Origin of the sequence: Ensifer sp. YR511 (genome assembly GCF_900103045.1) — a bacterium.
GTDB lineage: Bacteria > Pseudomonadota > Alphaproteobacteria > Rhizobiales > Rhizobiaceae > Ensifer > Ensifer adhaerens.
Genome location: NZ_FNGR01000003.1, coordinates 67,071 through 80,789, shown reverse-complemented (window position 1 = coordinate 80,789; position 13,719 = coordinate 67,071). Strand labels below are relative to the sequence as shown.

The window sequence follows — 13,719 nt, the reverse complement described above, 5'->3', positions numbered from 1 at the left end:
ACGGGGTTTTGAATGTCTGACACAGCACCACCGGGCGCGGACTGGAAGCCGGATCTCGACGTGATCCGTGCCGCGGCGGTTGTCGCCGGCGAAACCGCGCTCGGCTATTTCCGCAAGGCGCCCGACGTCCGCTGGAAGAACGAAGGCCGCTCGCCGGTAAGCGAGGCGGATCTTGCCGCAAACGATGTGCTGAAGACGCGCTTGCTTGCGGCCCGGCCCGATTACGGCTGGCTGTCGGAGGAGACGGACGACGATCTGAGCCGGCTGTCGCGCGAAACGGTCTTCGTCGTCGATCCGATCGACGGCACGCGGGCTTTCATCGCCGGCAAGGAACTCTGGTGCGTCAGCGTCGCCGTCGTGCATCGCGGCCAGCCCGTTGCCGGCGTGCTCTATGCCCCGGCGCTCGATGAACTCTTCGAGGCGGTCGCAGGCGGCAGTGCGCTGAAAAACGGTGCCCAAATCTCGGTGCGCGAGGCAAAACCCGGGGAAACACTGCATCTGGCGGCTGCCGAGGACACGATCGGCAAGCTTCCGGCGCCCTATCGCAGCGCCGTTACCCGTATCCCGCATGTGCCGTCGCTTGCCTATCGGTTGGCCATGGTTGCCGACGGGCGGATCGACGGAACGCTGGTGAAGAAGAACTCCCACGACTGGGACCTGGCTGCAGCAGATCTCATTCTAGCGAGCGCCGGCGGCGCGCTGGCCGATCTCGATGCGCAGCCGCTCTCTTACAATCGATCCACTGTCGTTCACGGGGTTCTCTGCGCGGCGGCAAAGCCGCTCTTGCCGGGCCTGATCGCCGCATCGCGGTCCATGGAGCCCCATTGACCTTTGAGGCTGAATGCCTCAAATCAACGCCCACACCCAACAAGAATAAATGGAAGTCCGATGGCTCACGACACCGAGAAAAAACAACGTCTGCACCTCGTCTTCGGCGGCGAACTCACCACGCTGACTGACGTACATTTCCGCGACCTGGACAAGCTCGATATCGTCGGCATCTACCCGGACTACGACAGCGCCCTGACTGCTTGGAAATCCAAGGCGCAGATGACCGTCGACAACGCTCACATGCGTTACTTCATCGTCCACATGCACCGTCTGCTCGACCCGGAAAACGGCTGATGCCGATGAGGTCGGGATGCGCGGTGTTTACCCGCATGCCAGTCGCCCTTAAGTCTCTCCGGGCCGGAACGGCCGGGGAAGGTGGCCTGTCATGAGCAGCTTTCGCGCGCGCCTGGCGCTGTCCAGCTACCGCTGGATCGGCTCGGCCATCTATCCTCTCGTCTGGTCCTACCTTGCCATTCGCGCGGCGAAGGGCAAGGAGGATCCGGCGCGCCGCCGTGAGCGCTATGGCCATGCCAGCGAGCCGCGGCCGCAAGGCCCTCTCGTCTGGTTCCACGCGGCAAGCGTCGGCGAAACCAACGCCGTCATCCCGATGATCAAGGAAATCAGGCGGCGCGGCATCCACGTCGTGCTGACGACCGGGACGATGACCTCGGCGCGTGTCGTGGCCGAGCGCCTGGGGTCGACGGTGATCCACCAGTATGTCCCGCTCGATTTCAAGCCGGCCGTCAGCCGGTTTCTCAACTATTGGGAGCCGGATCTGGCGATCATCGCCGAATCCGAGATCTGGCCGATGACGATCCTGGAACTCGGCCGTCGCCATATTCCGCAGGTTCTGGTCAATGGGCGCATGTCCGACCGGACCTTCGCGCGCTGGAAGCGCCGACCGGCGCTCGCCGATGCGCTGTTCGAGAATCTCGCGCTCGTCATTGCCCAGTCCGATGTCGATGCGGAGCGCTTCCGCACGCTCGGTGCGCTGCCGGTCATGGTGTCGGGCAATCTCAAGGTCGACACCGACGCGCCGCCACACGATCCGCAGGCGCTGAAGGAGTATCGCCAGCAGATCGGCGCCCGCAAGACCTGGGCGGCGATCTCGACCTTCGACGGCGAGGAGGCGGCCGCCGGCGTCGTGCACCGTGCGCTCAAGGAGCGAACCGGCCTTCTGACGATCATCGTTCCGCGTCATCCCGATCGCAGCGACGCCATCGAGGCGGCGCTGACGGCCAAGGGGCTGAAGGTCGCCCGGCGCACGCGCCGCGATCCGCTGACGTCCGACGTCGATATCTTCCTCGGCGACACGATCGGCGAAATGGGCCTCTATCTTCGCCTGACCGAGGTCGCCTTCGTCGGCCGGTCGCTGTTTGCCGAGGGTGGTCAGAACCCGCTGGAGCCGGCGATGCTCGGCTGCGCCATTCTTTCCGGCGGCAACGTCCAGAACTTTCGCGAGACCTATCAGACGCTGGCCAAGAACGGCAGCGCCAAGATCGTGCGCGACGTCGAGATGCTGGCCAAGGGCGTTAACTATCTGCTCGCCAACGACGACATGCGTCGCTCGATGATCGATGCCGGCCTCGAAACCGTGCAAGAGATGCGCGGTGCCCTGTCGGCGACGATGAAGGGACTTGAGCCCTATATCAATCCGCTCGTCGTCAAGGCGCGTCTCAACCCGCCGACCGACAACTGATCCAGCAGGAGACGAAGCCTCGTCATGACCGCAGCCAAAGCCATAGCCGGCATCCTGTTCGACAAGGATGGAACCCTGCTCGACTACGCAAAGAGCTGGGTACCGGTGAACTACGAACTGGCGCGGATCGCGGCAAAGGGTGATGAGGCTCTGGCGCGCACGCTGCTTGCAGCCGGCGGCATGGACGCCGACACCGGCCACGTGCTGCCCGACAGCCTGCTTGCCGCCGGCAACACGGTCGAGATCGCGACCGGCTTCGTCGGCGCGGGCGCGCCCTTCACGATTGCCGAACTGACGACCCTGCTTGACGGCCTGTTTGCGCGCTCGGCGGAATATGCGGTGCCGGTGACCGATCTCGGCGCCTTCTTCGCCGGGCTGCACGCCAAAGGTTACCGCCTCGGTGTCGCCTCGAGCGACAACGAGCGTTCGATCCGCGAAACGGCAAAGCGCTTCGGCTTCGAGGATTACCTGCACTATGTGGCGGGCTATGACAGCGGCTACGGCGTCAAGCCGGAGCCGGGCATGGTGCTTGGCTTTTGTGCTGCGACCGGCCTTGAGCCGCGGCAGGTGGTCGTCGTCGGTGACAACAATCACGACATGCACATGGGCCGCAGCGCCGGCGTCGGCATGACGGTCGCCGTCCTGACGGGTACCGGCTCGCGCCAGTCGCTTGCGGCGGCTTCCGACCATTGCCTCTCGGATATCACCGAACTCGAAGCTGTCCTCTAGATCGAGTTGCGGCAGCGGCTTGCCGCGATTGCCTTTAGTTGTGCATCGTGATCGGCCCGGTTCAGCGCCCCTGCCGTGGCCGTATCGGTCTCCATAGCTTGCGTTTTTTCCCGTTCTGACGTTTTTTGTCGCAATCCGCCGGTTTCGACCGGCGAACAAACCGTCCCTCCCGGAAACGGAAGGACCTGAGCGGCCGGGAGGCCACGGAACAAAGATGGTATCGGAAGCGCCGCCATTCTGGTGGACCAAGGCGGATTGGCGTGCGCGCGCGTTGTGGCCGTTCTCATGGGTTTACGGACGGATTGCCGGCATGCGCATGGATCGCGCGCAGCGCGCCTCCGTGCCGGTCCCGGTCATCTGCATCGGCAATTTCACCGTCGGCGGCGCCGGCAAGACGCCGACCTCCATCGCGCTTGCGCGCGTCATCCGCGAAAAGGGGCTGAAGCCCGGATTCCTCAGCCGCGGTTATGGCGGCTCGCTCGACGTGACGACCGTCGTCGATCTGGAACATCATCGCGCCCGCGACGTCGGCGACGAACCGTTGCTTCTGGCGAAGGAGGCCTTGACCGTCGTCTGCCGCCGCCGCGTCGATGGGGCTCGTCGGCTGGTGAAGGAAGGCGTCGACATCATCATCATGGACGACGGTTTCCAGAGCGCGCGGCTGGCCTTCGACTTCGCGCTTTTGGTGATCGATTCCCGCCGCGGCATCGGCAACGGCTATCTGGTGCCGGCGGGCCCGGTGCGGGCGCCACTGTCGAACCAACTCCGCCACGCCACGGCCCTGCTCAAGATCGGTGACGGCACCGAGGCCGACGCCCTGATCCGTCGCGCCGCCCGCGCCGGCAAGCAGATCTACGAAGCCGACGTCATAAGGCACGACGACGGATCGCTAAATGGCGTCAAGGTGCTTGCCTGGGCGGGCATTGCCGATCCGGAGAAGTTTTACCGCACCGTTCGGGAGACGGGCGCCGTCATCGAGGAAACCCGCAGTTTTCCCGACCACCACCATTTCTCCGAGGACGAAATCGCCGATCTGCTCGACCAGGCTGCAACGCTCGGCTGCCAGCTCGTTACCACCGCCAAGGATCTGGTGCGCCTCGAGCCCGGCCACGGCCGCGCCGCCGAACTCGCCGCAGCGAGCAGGGTGATCGAGATCGATGTGCGCTTCGACGACCCGATGGCGCCGAAGAAGATCATCGAGACGGCGCTTGCCGCGGCGCGTGCCCGCAAGCTGCGCGAAGGCGCGGCTAAGTAACGGCGCCCAGCGGGTCGTGGCGCCGGAGTGCCGTTGTTGGTGTCCGGGCTTGATTAGCGGCGCTGGTTGGGCAGCGCGCCTGCGCGCTTTTCCGCCTCGAGCGAGGCTTCCGCGTCGACATAGGGCTCCTGCCGGGCGACGCTCCAGTAACGCAGTTCGTCGACGGGGATGATCTTGCCGGTCATCGCGCAGACCACGTGCGAACCCGCGAGCACGATCTGAAAGTCGCCGTCGAGATAACGGATCTTCGCTTCGCGCGAAGCGCTTCCTTCAAACCGGTTCATCATGCTCGGCGCCTGTTTCCGTCTTCGTTATTGGTTCTCTGGTCTAGCTCGCCGTCCGGAAAAATGCCAGTCGCATTTCGCCAGGCGTGAAGATCAGCTCCGGCCGAACAGCCGTTCGATATCGGAGAGCTTGAGTTCGATATAGGTCGGCCGGCCGTGATTGCACTGGCCGGAGCCGGGTGTCGCCTCCATTTGCCTCAAAAGCGCGTTCATCTCCTCGGTGCGCATGCGTCGTCCCGAGCGCACCGATCCGTGGCAGGCCATGGTCGCGGCGAGATATTCGAGCCGGCTCGTCAGCCCGCTTGCCGTATCCCATTCGGCAAGCTCGTCGGCGAGCTGGCGCACGAGACCGACGGCATCCATTTCGCCGAGCATGGCCGGCGTTTCGCGCACCGCAATCGCGCCCGGGCCGAAGCGCTCGATCGCGAGACCCAGGCGGGAGAACTCCTCCGCATGGGCCATCAACCGGTCGCAATCGTCTTCGGGCAGGTCGACGATCTCCGGGATCAGCAGCGCCTGGGCGGCGACCGGCCGCGAATGCAGCGCCGTACGCATCGCCTCGAACACCAGCCGCTCGTGCGCCGCATGCTGGTCGACGATGACGAGGCCGTCATCGGTCTGGGCGACGATGTAGTTTTCGTGCAGCTGGGCGCGCACGGCGCCGAGCGGGAACGATTGCGGCGGCGGCGGTTGCTGGGCCTCCGGCGCCGGCACGGGCATTTCTCGCTCGAACGGGGTGGCGACACGCGCGGAAGGGGCGGAAAATGCCGCAAAGCTTGCCTGCGGCTGCTCGCCGAGGTGGCGCAGCATGGCGTCGAATTGTGTCGGCCGGGAAGGCGACGTCTCGGCGCTCCAGGGCTGCGGGCGGTAATCGCCAGAGCGGAACGCGTGCATCATGCCGCGTGCGCCCGTCGTTGCGGCGCGGTCGCCGTCGCGCGTCAGCGCTTGACGGATCGCGCCGATGATCAGCCCGCGGATCAGGCCGGGGTCGCGGAAGCGCACGTCAGACTTCGCCGGATGCACGTTGACGTCGACGAGCGCCGGGTCGAGCGTGATCGACAGCACGGCGACCGGATAGCGGCCGCTCGGGATCGTCTCGGAATAGGCGGCACGGATCGCCGACAGCAGCAACTTGTCCTGCACCGGGCGGCCATTGACGAAGACATATTGCTGCAGCGAGTTGCCGCGATTGTAAGTCGGCACGCCGGCAAAGCCGGTCAGTTCGACGTCTTCCCGCGCCGCATCGATCTCGATCGCATTGTCGCGAAAATCCTTGCCGAGCACTTGCGCCATGCGCGCCAGCCGGTCGTCGCCGGTTGCCGGGAATTCGAGTGTCGAGCGGTCGCTGCCGGAGAGCACGAAACGGACCGCCGGAAACGCGATCGCCATGCGGCGCACCACTTCCGAAATGGCCGCCGCTTCCGCCTTCTCGGTCTTCATGAACTTCAGTCGGGCCGGGGTGGCGAAGAACAAATCGCGCACTTCGACGACGGTGCCGGTATTGGCCGGCGAGGGGCGGACCGCCTCGGTTTTGCCGCCGGTAACCGCAATGACCGCGCCTTCGCTGGCGCCGGCCGTGCGCGTCGTGATCGACAGCCGGGCGACCGAGCCGATCGAAGGCAGGGCCTCGCCGCGAAAGCCGAGGGTGCGGATGTCGAAGAGGCTGTCGTCGAGCTTCGACGTGCAGTGCCTTCGGACCGCAAGTTCGAGGTCGCCAGGTGCCATGCCCGAGCCGTTGTCGGTGACCCGCAGCAGCGTCTTGCCGCCGCCGGCGGTCGCGATCTCGATGCGGGTCGCGCCGGCGTCGAGCGCATTCTCGATCAGCTCCTTGGCGGCGCTGGCCGGACGTTCGATCACTTCGCCGGCGGCGATCTGGTTGATGAGGGTTTCTGAAAGCTGCTTGATGGCCATGGCCCATTTTCCGGGATTCGCCGCGGAAACGGAAGAGGGGACGGTATCTCGTCCCCGGTCGCGAGCGCTTGGTGCCGACACCCTTGAAAAATGATCGAGGGTTTAATCGGCCCTTAACACTCTGCTGCGATTTTCCACAACAACCTGAATGATCACGGGTTTTGTCTTTTGAGCCTTGCGGCGTAGCTGGACGCCGCACTCCCGCCGCTCGAAGAGACGCCTGCCAAGGCCACCCCAGCATGTCCCGAAATGAAACCGCCGTTGCAGCGCCGCGCGTCATTATGAAGACGCGGCAGGCCGTTGTGGCACTTTGGATGGCCGCCTGTTCCCCCTGATCTGACGATCCAGGGACACATGCGGTAGGCGAGTGAGGACAGTGCGATGAGCGATGGGGCGCCGAACGGCGCGGACATCAACAGGGTCATTCTTGAGTCGAGTTGCGACGCACTCGGCATCGCTGTGCTTGTCTGCAGCCGGGACGATACCATTCTCTTTGCCAGCCGCACGATGCTGCAATTTTTCCCGGTGCCGGCGGAAGCCCTGATGCCGGGCGCACGGCTCAGGGATTTCCTCGGTGCCGTCTATGACACCGGTGTCCGTCCGGGCACCGTCCCGGAAAACAGCCGCCGACGCACCAACCGCGAGGAATGGATTGCCGAGCACATGGCGCTGCATTGGCGCGAGCGCTACGAGAGCGTAGAGCGTGCCGGCCGCACCCGCTGGGTTTCGATGCGCAAGCGCCGCCTGTCGAGCGGCATGGGCATCCTGTCGATCAGCGACGTCTCTGACCAGAAGAAGCGCGACGAACAGCTTCAGACCGACCTGGAGCGGGTGGAGCTGACCGAGCAGATCCTCGACGCGCAGCCCAATCCCATCTGCGTCAAGGATCGCAATCTCAATTACATCGCAGTCAACAAGGCCTTCTGCCTGATCCATGACCTGGCGCAGGACGCCATCCTCGGCCGCTCAGCCTGGGACCTGGTCGAGAGCGACCTGGCGGAGCGCTTCGAACAGTCCGATCGCACGGTGCTTGAAACCGGCAAGCCGTTTTCGCAGGCCGAGCACATCGTGCGTGCCGACGGCAGCGACCTCTGGGTGCTGACCCGCAAGTACCGCGTCGGCATGCCCGGCCGCCATTTCGTCGTCACCTGCATGAACGACGTGACCGATATTGCCGTCTGGTATCAGGGCGGCGAGGAACCCTCGGGCGAGGTGACCCTGCAGATCCGCGACTACAGCATTTTTGTCGCGGCGCAGAATTTCTACGATCCTTTCCGGGCGCTGAATGTCCAGCAGCTCGTCGAGGCGGGGTCGATGATCGAGACCTTGCCGGCGCGCGGCCTGCGGGTGCTCCTGGCGACCGACGACCGAGCGCTGGAGGAGCGGCTTGTCGCCCGGCTGCGCGGCTCAGGGCTCGACGCCTGCGCCGTTCGCGATGTCGACGAATTGCACGCCTTCTGCGCTGCTGTCGACGAGGCGGGGCTGAAACTCGACATCCTGCTGCTCGACGCGGCTTTCCCCGAGCGGCAGAAGATCGCTGCCGGCTGGCGCGACAGCCCGATCCTCCCGGTGTCCGCCGATCAGGACGGGGCGGCGGTGCTTGCGGAAGTCTTCCGTGTTTGTTCCGAGCGCGCGGGTGCCGCGCTGCAACCGGAATGGTCGCTGTCGTTCGAGGCCGAAGAGATCGCGCCGCCGCCGCCGGCTCCGCAGGTCGACGTGCTCGTTGCCGAGGACAATCAGATCAACCAGTTCGTCTTCACCCAGATCCTCGAGGGGCTCGGCGTTTCGCATCGGATCGCCGCCAACGGTCGCGAGGCCGTCGAACTCTGGCACGAACTGCAACCGGCCCTTGTGCTGATGGATGTGTCGATGCCGGTCATGAACGGCTTCGACGCAACCGTCGCAATCCGGTCGGCTGAAAAGGGACGCGCACAGAAAACTCCGATCATCGGGGTTACCGCCCAGGCCTTGGATATCGACCTGCAGCAATGCAAGGCATGCGGCATGGACGACCACATCATGAAGCCGGTGAGCCCCGATATGATCGAGGCGGTGTTGAGAAAATTCATGCCGTTGAAGGCAGTACGAACGGCAGGTTGAGTAAAAGGCGTGTCAACTCGCTAGAATTGGGGAGGCCAATGGCAAATCTTGGAGCGGCACGATATCGGATTGTTAACCGCCGATTGCGATCGTCTGCCCCGAATTGCCGCTAAAGTGTAGAGCCCCATCCGTATGCCTCGCATCCACCTCGTTGCCCAAGCCCCGGTCGTGTCGGAAAGACACAGCCGGTTTGCGTCGTGGCGCACGCTGGCGGCGGGCTCGATCGCACGCCATCCCTGCCAGATGAGTGGGGGACGGCGATGATGACAGCGGAAACACCTTACCACCGTGTTGGCCGCGAGGCGCCTGCGGCCCGGGGTGATGTCGATCAACTGACCGGGCTCGGCAACGCCCGTTGCCTGCGCCAGTGTGTCCTTGATCTCGCCGAGGAGCGTGCCAGTGACCCGGCTCCGTTCACCATCGGCCTTGCCAATATCGATGGTTTCAAGCCGATCAATGACCTGTTCGGACCGGAAGCGGGCGACGAGATCCTCTGCCAGGTGGCCTATCGCCTGAAGGCCTGCGCGCCCGAGGGTGCCACGATCATCCGTTTCGACAGCGATGAATTTGCCTTCGTGTTGCCGCTGATCTTCGAGCGCAAGGGCGCCGAGAAGATCGGACAGATGCTGAAGGAGGTGCTGTCGGCCCCCTTCGATCTCGGCGACCGTCACGTTCGTCTGTCCGCCTCCTTCGGTTTCGCCGTTTATCCCTTTGCCGGAGAGGTATTCGAGGACCTCCTGAAAAGCGCCGATACCGCGCTTTATCGCTCGAAGCGCCGCGGCCGCGGGCAGATCACCGTCTACTCGCAGGAGATCGCCCAGGAGATGAAGCGCGCGACGCAGCTTGAGCAAGCGCTGCGCAACGCCATCATCGCCAACGAGGTTGACGTGCACTTCCAGCCGATCGTCGATCTGCGCAACGACGCGGTTGTCGGCTTCGAGGCCTTGGCGCGCTGGTGCGATGCCGATCTCGGCTATGTCTCGCCGGCGGTGTTCGTGCCGCTCGCCGAAGAGCGTGGTTTCATCGATTCGCTCGCCGAGGTCCTGCTGCGCAAGGCAGCCCATGCCGCGCTTTCCTGGCCGAAGGAGCTCTTCCTCTCCTTCAATCTCTCCTCGGCGCAGCTCACGGATCCGACCACCAGCCGGCGCCTGCTGTCGATCATCAGCCAGATCGGCCTCGACCCGCGGCGCCTGGAGCTGGAGATCACCGAAACGGCCGTCATGGCCGATGCGGATATCGCCCAGAAGATCGTTGCGGAACTGCGCGCCGCCGGCGTCCGCGTCTCGCTCGACGACTTCGGCACGGGCCAGTCGAGCCTTGGCCGGCTACGCGACTTCTCCTTCGACAAGGTCAAGATCGACCGGGCCTTCGTTTCGCGCATTTCTGCCGATCGTGCCTCGGAGCATATCATCAAGGCGATCGTGTCGATGTGCGAGGGGCTTGAGCTCGAAGTCGTCGCCGAAGGCATCGAGGATTTTTCCGAAGCCCTGAAACTGAAGGCGCTCGGCTGCGGACTGGGGCAGGGCTACTTCTACGGAAAGCCCGCCGATGCGGTGGCGACGATGCGCTATCTTGCCGATCGCTACCGCGATCTTCCCGCCCAGGCCTGATCCGGGTTAGTCCTCGGCGCCGGACATCGCTGCGCGGTCGCGCCGCCCCTCATCCAGCAGCCAGTCACGCACCCTTTTGGCCTGCGCATTCAGTTCGCGCGATCGCGGCCAGACGACGTAGAAGGCAAGGCCCGTCTTCAGGACGTGTCCAGCGACCGGAACCAGCGCGCCCGAGCGGATCTGCGGATAGATCAAGTGTTCCCAGCCGAGCGCCACGCCTTCGCCGGATAGCACCGCCTGGATCACCAGGACATAGTCGTTGATCGAAAGCCGGCGGGCCTGTTTGGGATAGGCAAGACCGGCGCTCGCAAACCACTCGGTCCAGTCGCAGGCGCGTCGGACCGGCTCTTCCAGGTGGATGAGATTGTGGCGTGGCAGGTCGGCGGCCGTTTTCGGCAGGCCGTGCCGCTCAATATAGGCGGGTGTGGCGACCGCGTTGACCACCTCGTCGGCGAGCAGGGCGGCATGGTAACGCGGCCAATGGCTTGGGTCGCCGCCGCGGATGCCGAGCGGGATCGGCTCTTCTTCCAGATCGAGGTCGCGCACGCTGGTCTGGATCCGGAGATCGATTTCCGGCAGGTCCTCCCGCATGCGGTTGAGGCGGGGCAGCATCCACATCGAGGCAAAGGCGGTGGAGGCCGCGAGCGTCACGTTGGTCTCGCGGCCCTTTGCGCGAATGTCTTCGGCCGACTTCTGGATGCGCGACAGGCCGACGGAGACGTCGGCATGAAACTTCTCGCCCGCTTCCGTCAGCTCGACCGCGCGGTGCACGCGATGAAACAGCGGCACGCCCAGCTGTTCCTCAAGACCGCGCACGGCGTAGGAGACTGCAGCCTGGGTCATGCCGAGCTCGTTGGCAGCACGGGTGAAGTTCTGGTGGCGGCCGGCTGCCTCGAACACGATGAGGCTTGCGGCGGACGGGAGCAGGCGGCGAAGGTTTTCCATAAATCACGCTTATAGCATGAATCGAATTTTTCCAGCGTTACAGTGGAATTTTTCGCCCATAGCATCACCTGAGATGATGGGAGGATATGGGCATGGATACGGCACTGGCAACGGACGCGGCGGCACCGAGACGGACACGCGGCACACGGCCGAACCGGCGCGAGGGCGCAGGACGCAGCCTCGGTGTTCCCTACATCACCAGAAACATTCCCACCTACGATATCCTCGGCGAGGAAAGCCTGCTTCGGATCGAAGCGATTGCCGATCGAATCCTTGCCGAAGTCGGCATCGAGTTTCGCGACGACCCGGTTTCTCTCGATCACTGGCGAAGGGCCGGCGCGAAGGTCGACGGCGTCCGGGTGACCTTCGAACCGGGCATGCTGAAGGAAATCGTCGCCTCGGCGCCGCACCAGTTTACCCAGCATGCCCGCAATCCGGCGCGCAATGTCGAGATCGGCGGCAACAACGTCGTCTTCTCGCCGGCCTATGGCTCGCCCTTCGTCATGGACCTCGACAAGGGCCGGCGCTACGGCACGATCGAGGACTTCCGCAACCTGATCAAGCTGGCGCAGTCGAGCCCCTGGCTGCACCATTCCGGCGGCACGATCTGCGAGCCGGTCGACGTGCCGGTCAACAAGCGCCACCTCGACATGGTCTACAGCCATATCAAATATTCCGACCGCGCCTTCATGGGTTCGATCACGGCGGAAGACCGTGCCGAAGATTCGATCGAGATGGCGCGCATTCTCTTTGGTCGCGATTTCGTCGATCGCAACTGCGTCATCCTCGGCAACGTCAACGTCAATTCGCCGCTCGTCTGGGACGGGACGATGACGAAGTCGTTGCGCGCCTATGCGCGGGCAAACCAGGCCGCGGTCATTGTGCCCTTCATCCTCGGCGGCGCCATGGGGCCGGTCACCAATGCCGGCGCCATCGCCCAGTCCTATGCCGAGACGCTTGCCGGCTGTGCACTGACCCAGCTGGAGCGCAAGGGCGCCCCGGTCATTTTCGGCAATTTCCTGTCGTCCATGTCGCTGCGCTCGGGCTCGCCCACCTTCGGCACGCCTGAACCGGCGATCGGCAGCATGGTCGTCGGCCAGCTTGCGCGCCGGCTCGGCCTGCCGCTGCGCTGTGCCGGCAATTTCTCCAATTCGAAGCTGCCGGATGCACAGGCGATGCAGGAAGGCGCGATGTCGATGCTCTCGGCGGTGCATTGCGGCGCGAATTTCATCCTGCATTCCGCCGGCTTCGTCGATGGGCTGCTCGCCATGTCCTACGAGAAGTTCGTTATGGACACCGACTTCTGCGGCGCGCTGCATTCCTATCTTGCCGGCGTGGTCGTCGACGACAACACGCTGGCCATGGACGCCTTCCTGCAGGTCGGTCCCGGCAGCCATTTCCTCGGCTGCGACCACACCATGCGCAACTACCAGACCGCCTTCTGGGATTCGGCCCTTTCGGACAACGAGCCCTTCGAGAAATGGGTTGAGGAGGGCGAGACCGACATGGCGACGCGTGCCAACCGCGCCTGGAAGAAGACGCTTGCCGAATATGAAGCGCCGCCGCTGGATGTGGCGCTCGACGAGGCGCTGATCGATTATGTCACGCGCCGCAAGGAGAGCATGGCGGATGCTTGGTACTGACGAAGCCGGCATTCTCGGTCGCCTTTCAAGGAACAGGAAACGACATCGTCGAAAGATCCGCTGCTGCAGTCTTACCGCCTGAGCCGACGACCTCGTCGTGTCGAGCTGGGATATCATCGCCGGGACGGTGAAGCCGGAGGGGCCGCTCTATGACGACAACGGCGCCTATAGCGGCATGATGGCGGCCGAGCTGATCGCGCGCGGCGGCGGCGAGCTCGAGATCGTCTCGCCCGAGCGCATGTTCGCGCCCGAGGTCGGGGGCATGAACCATGTGCCCCATGCGACCGCCTTTGCCGAACACAATGTCCGGGTGACGATCAAAACGCGGCTAAAATCCGTTCGGCGGGAGTGCAATGGCCTTGTTGCGACGCTCGGTTCCGATTTTTCGGAAAAGGCAACGATCAAGGGGCGCGTCGCGCCACTGCTGGTCGAGCATGGCACGGTGCCGATGGACCTCTATCGTGAACTGAAGCCGCTTTCACGCAAGCTGGGGGGCGTCGATTACAAGGCGCTGCTTCGCGGTGAGACCCCCACCCCGCAGAAAAACCTCGATGCCCGCTTCGACATGTTCCGCATCGGCGATGCCGTCGCCAGCCGCAACATCCACGGGGGCATTTACGATGCCCTACGCGACGGAGTGCTCGTCTGACGCAAAGCCAAGGCGGCGGTGCCTGGCACCGCCGCCCGTTGGAAGGCGTACTGAACAGCTTGG

Annotated in this window: 12 protein-coding genes; 9 read left to right on the top strand and 3 right to left on the bottom strand. The window is 64.5% G+C overall.

Annotated features, from left to right (window positions below; translation table 11 throughout):
- Positions 1-12: 12 nt before the first annotated feature.
- The 5 genes from BLU15_RS07560 (at position 13) to lpxK (ending at position 4,514) form a co-directional block, all read left to right on the top strand.
- Complete coding sequence (locus tag BLU15_RS07560; RefSeq protein WP_034800994.1) at positions 13-828, top strand: 3'(2'),5'-bisphosphate nucleotidase CysQ; 816 nt, start codon at positions 13-15, stop codon at positions 826-828.
- 60 nt (positions 829-888) lie between these two features.
- Entirely contained in the window at positions 889-1,125 is a 237-nt protein-coding gene (locus BLU15_RS07555; RefSeq protein WP_043620984.1) for a DUF4170 domain-containing protein, read from the top strand.
- 91 nt (positions 1,126-1,216) lie between these two features.
- On the top strand, positions 1,217-2,530 hold the full coding sequence (gene waaA / locus BLU15_RS07550) for a lipid IV(A) 3-deoxy-D-manno-octulosonic acid transferase (protein ID WP_090294875.1): 1,314 nt from the start codon (positions 1,217-1,219) through the stop codon (positions 2,528-2,530).
- Between the two features lie 24 nt (positions 2,531-2,554).
- Positions 2,555-3,259 (top strand): HAD family hydrolase, encoded by a 705-nt coding sequence (locus BLU15_RS07545; RefSeq protein WP_090294873.1) that lies wholly within the window; start codon positions 2,555-2,557, stop codon positions 3,257-3,259.
- Positions 3,260-3,473: 214 nt separating this feature from the next.
- Complete coding sequence (lpxK, locus tag BLU15_RS07540) at positions 3,474-4,514, top strand: tetraacyldisaccharide 4'-kinase (protein ID WP_090294872.1); 1,041 nt, start codon at positions 3,474-3,476, stop codon at positions 4,512-4,514.
- A 53-nt stretch (positions 4,515-4,567) separates the two neighbouring features.
- On the opposite strand, the gene BLU15_RS07535 is transcribed toward lpxK, so the two are convergent.
- On the bottom strand, positions 4,568-4,801 hold the full coding sequence (locus BLU15_RS07535; protein WP_034801006.1) for a DUF2093 domain-containing protein: 234 nt from the start codon (positions 4,799-4,801) through the stop codon (positions 4,568-4,570).
- Positions 4,802-4,891: 90 nt separating this feature from the next.
- Complete coding sequence (gene mutL, locus BLU15_RS07530; RefSeq protein WP_090294870.1) at positions 4,892-6,709, bottom strand: DNA mismatch repair endonuclease MutL; 1,818 nt, start codon at positions 6,707-6,709, stop codon at positions 4,892-4,894.
- 381 nt (positions 6,710-7,090) lie between these two features.
- On the opposite strand from mutL, the gene BLU15_RS07525 reads away from it, so the two are divergent.
- Positions 7,091-8,809, top strand: a complete 1,719-nt coding sequence (locus BLU15_RS07525; RefSeq protein WP_090294869.1) for a response regulator — start codon at positions 7,091-7,093, stop codon at positions 8,807-8,809.
- A 263-nt stretch (positions 8,810-9,072) separates the two neighbouring features.
- Positions 9,073-10,419: a putative bifunctional diguanylate cyclase/phosphodiesterase gene (locus BLU15_RS07520; protein ID WP_051659581.1), complete on the top strand. Its 1,347-nt coding sequence runs from the start codon at positions 9,073-9,075 to the stop codon at positions 10,417-10,419.
- A 6-nt stretch (positions 10,420-10,425) separates the two neighbouring features.
- Here BLU15_RS07520 and BLU15_RS07515 read toward each other — a convergent pair whose 3' ends face one another.
- Entirely contained in the window at positions 10,426-11,364 is a 939-nt protein-coding gene (locus BLU15_RS07515; RefSeq protein WP_060584079.1) for a LysR substrate-binding domain-containing protein, read from the bottom strand.
- 92 nt (positions 11,365-11,456) lie between these two features.
- On the opposite strand from BLU15_RS07515, the gene BLU15_RS07510 reads away from it, so the two are divergent.
- Positions 11,457-13,007, top strand: coding sequence for a trimethylamine methyltransferase family protein (locus tag BLU15_RS07510; protein WP_090295113.1), 1,551 nt, complete (start codon positions 11,457-11,459; stop codon positions 13,005-13,007).
- A 97-nt stretch (positions 13,008-13,104) separates the two neighbouring features.
- On the top strand, positions 13,105-13,656 hold the full coding sequence (locus BLU15_RS07505; protein WP_060602107.1) for a hypothetical protein: 552 nt from the start codon (positions 13,105-13,107) through the stop codon (positions 13,654-13,656).
- The last annotated feature ends 63 nt before the right edge of the window (positions 13,657-13,719 follow it).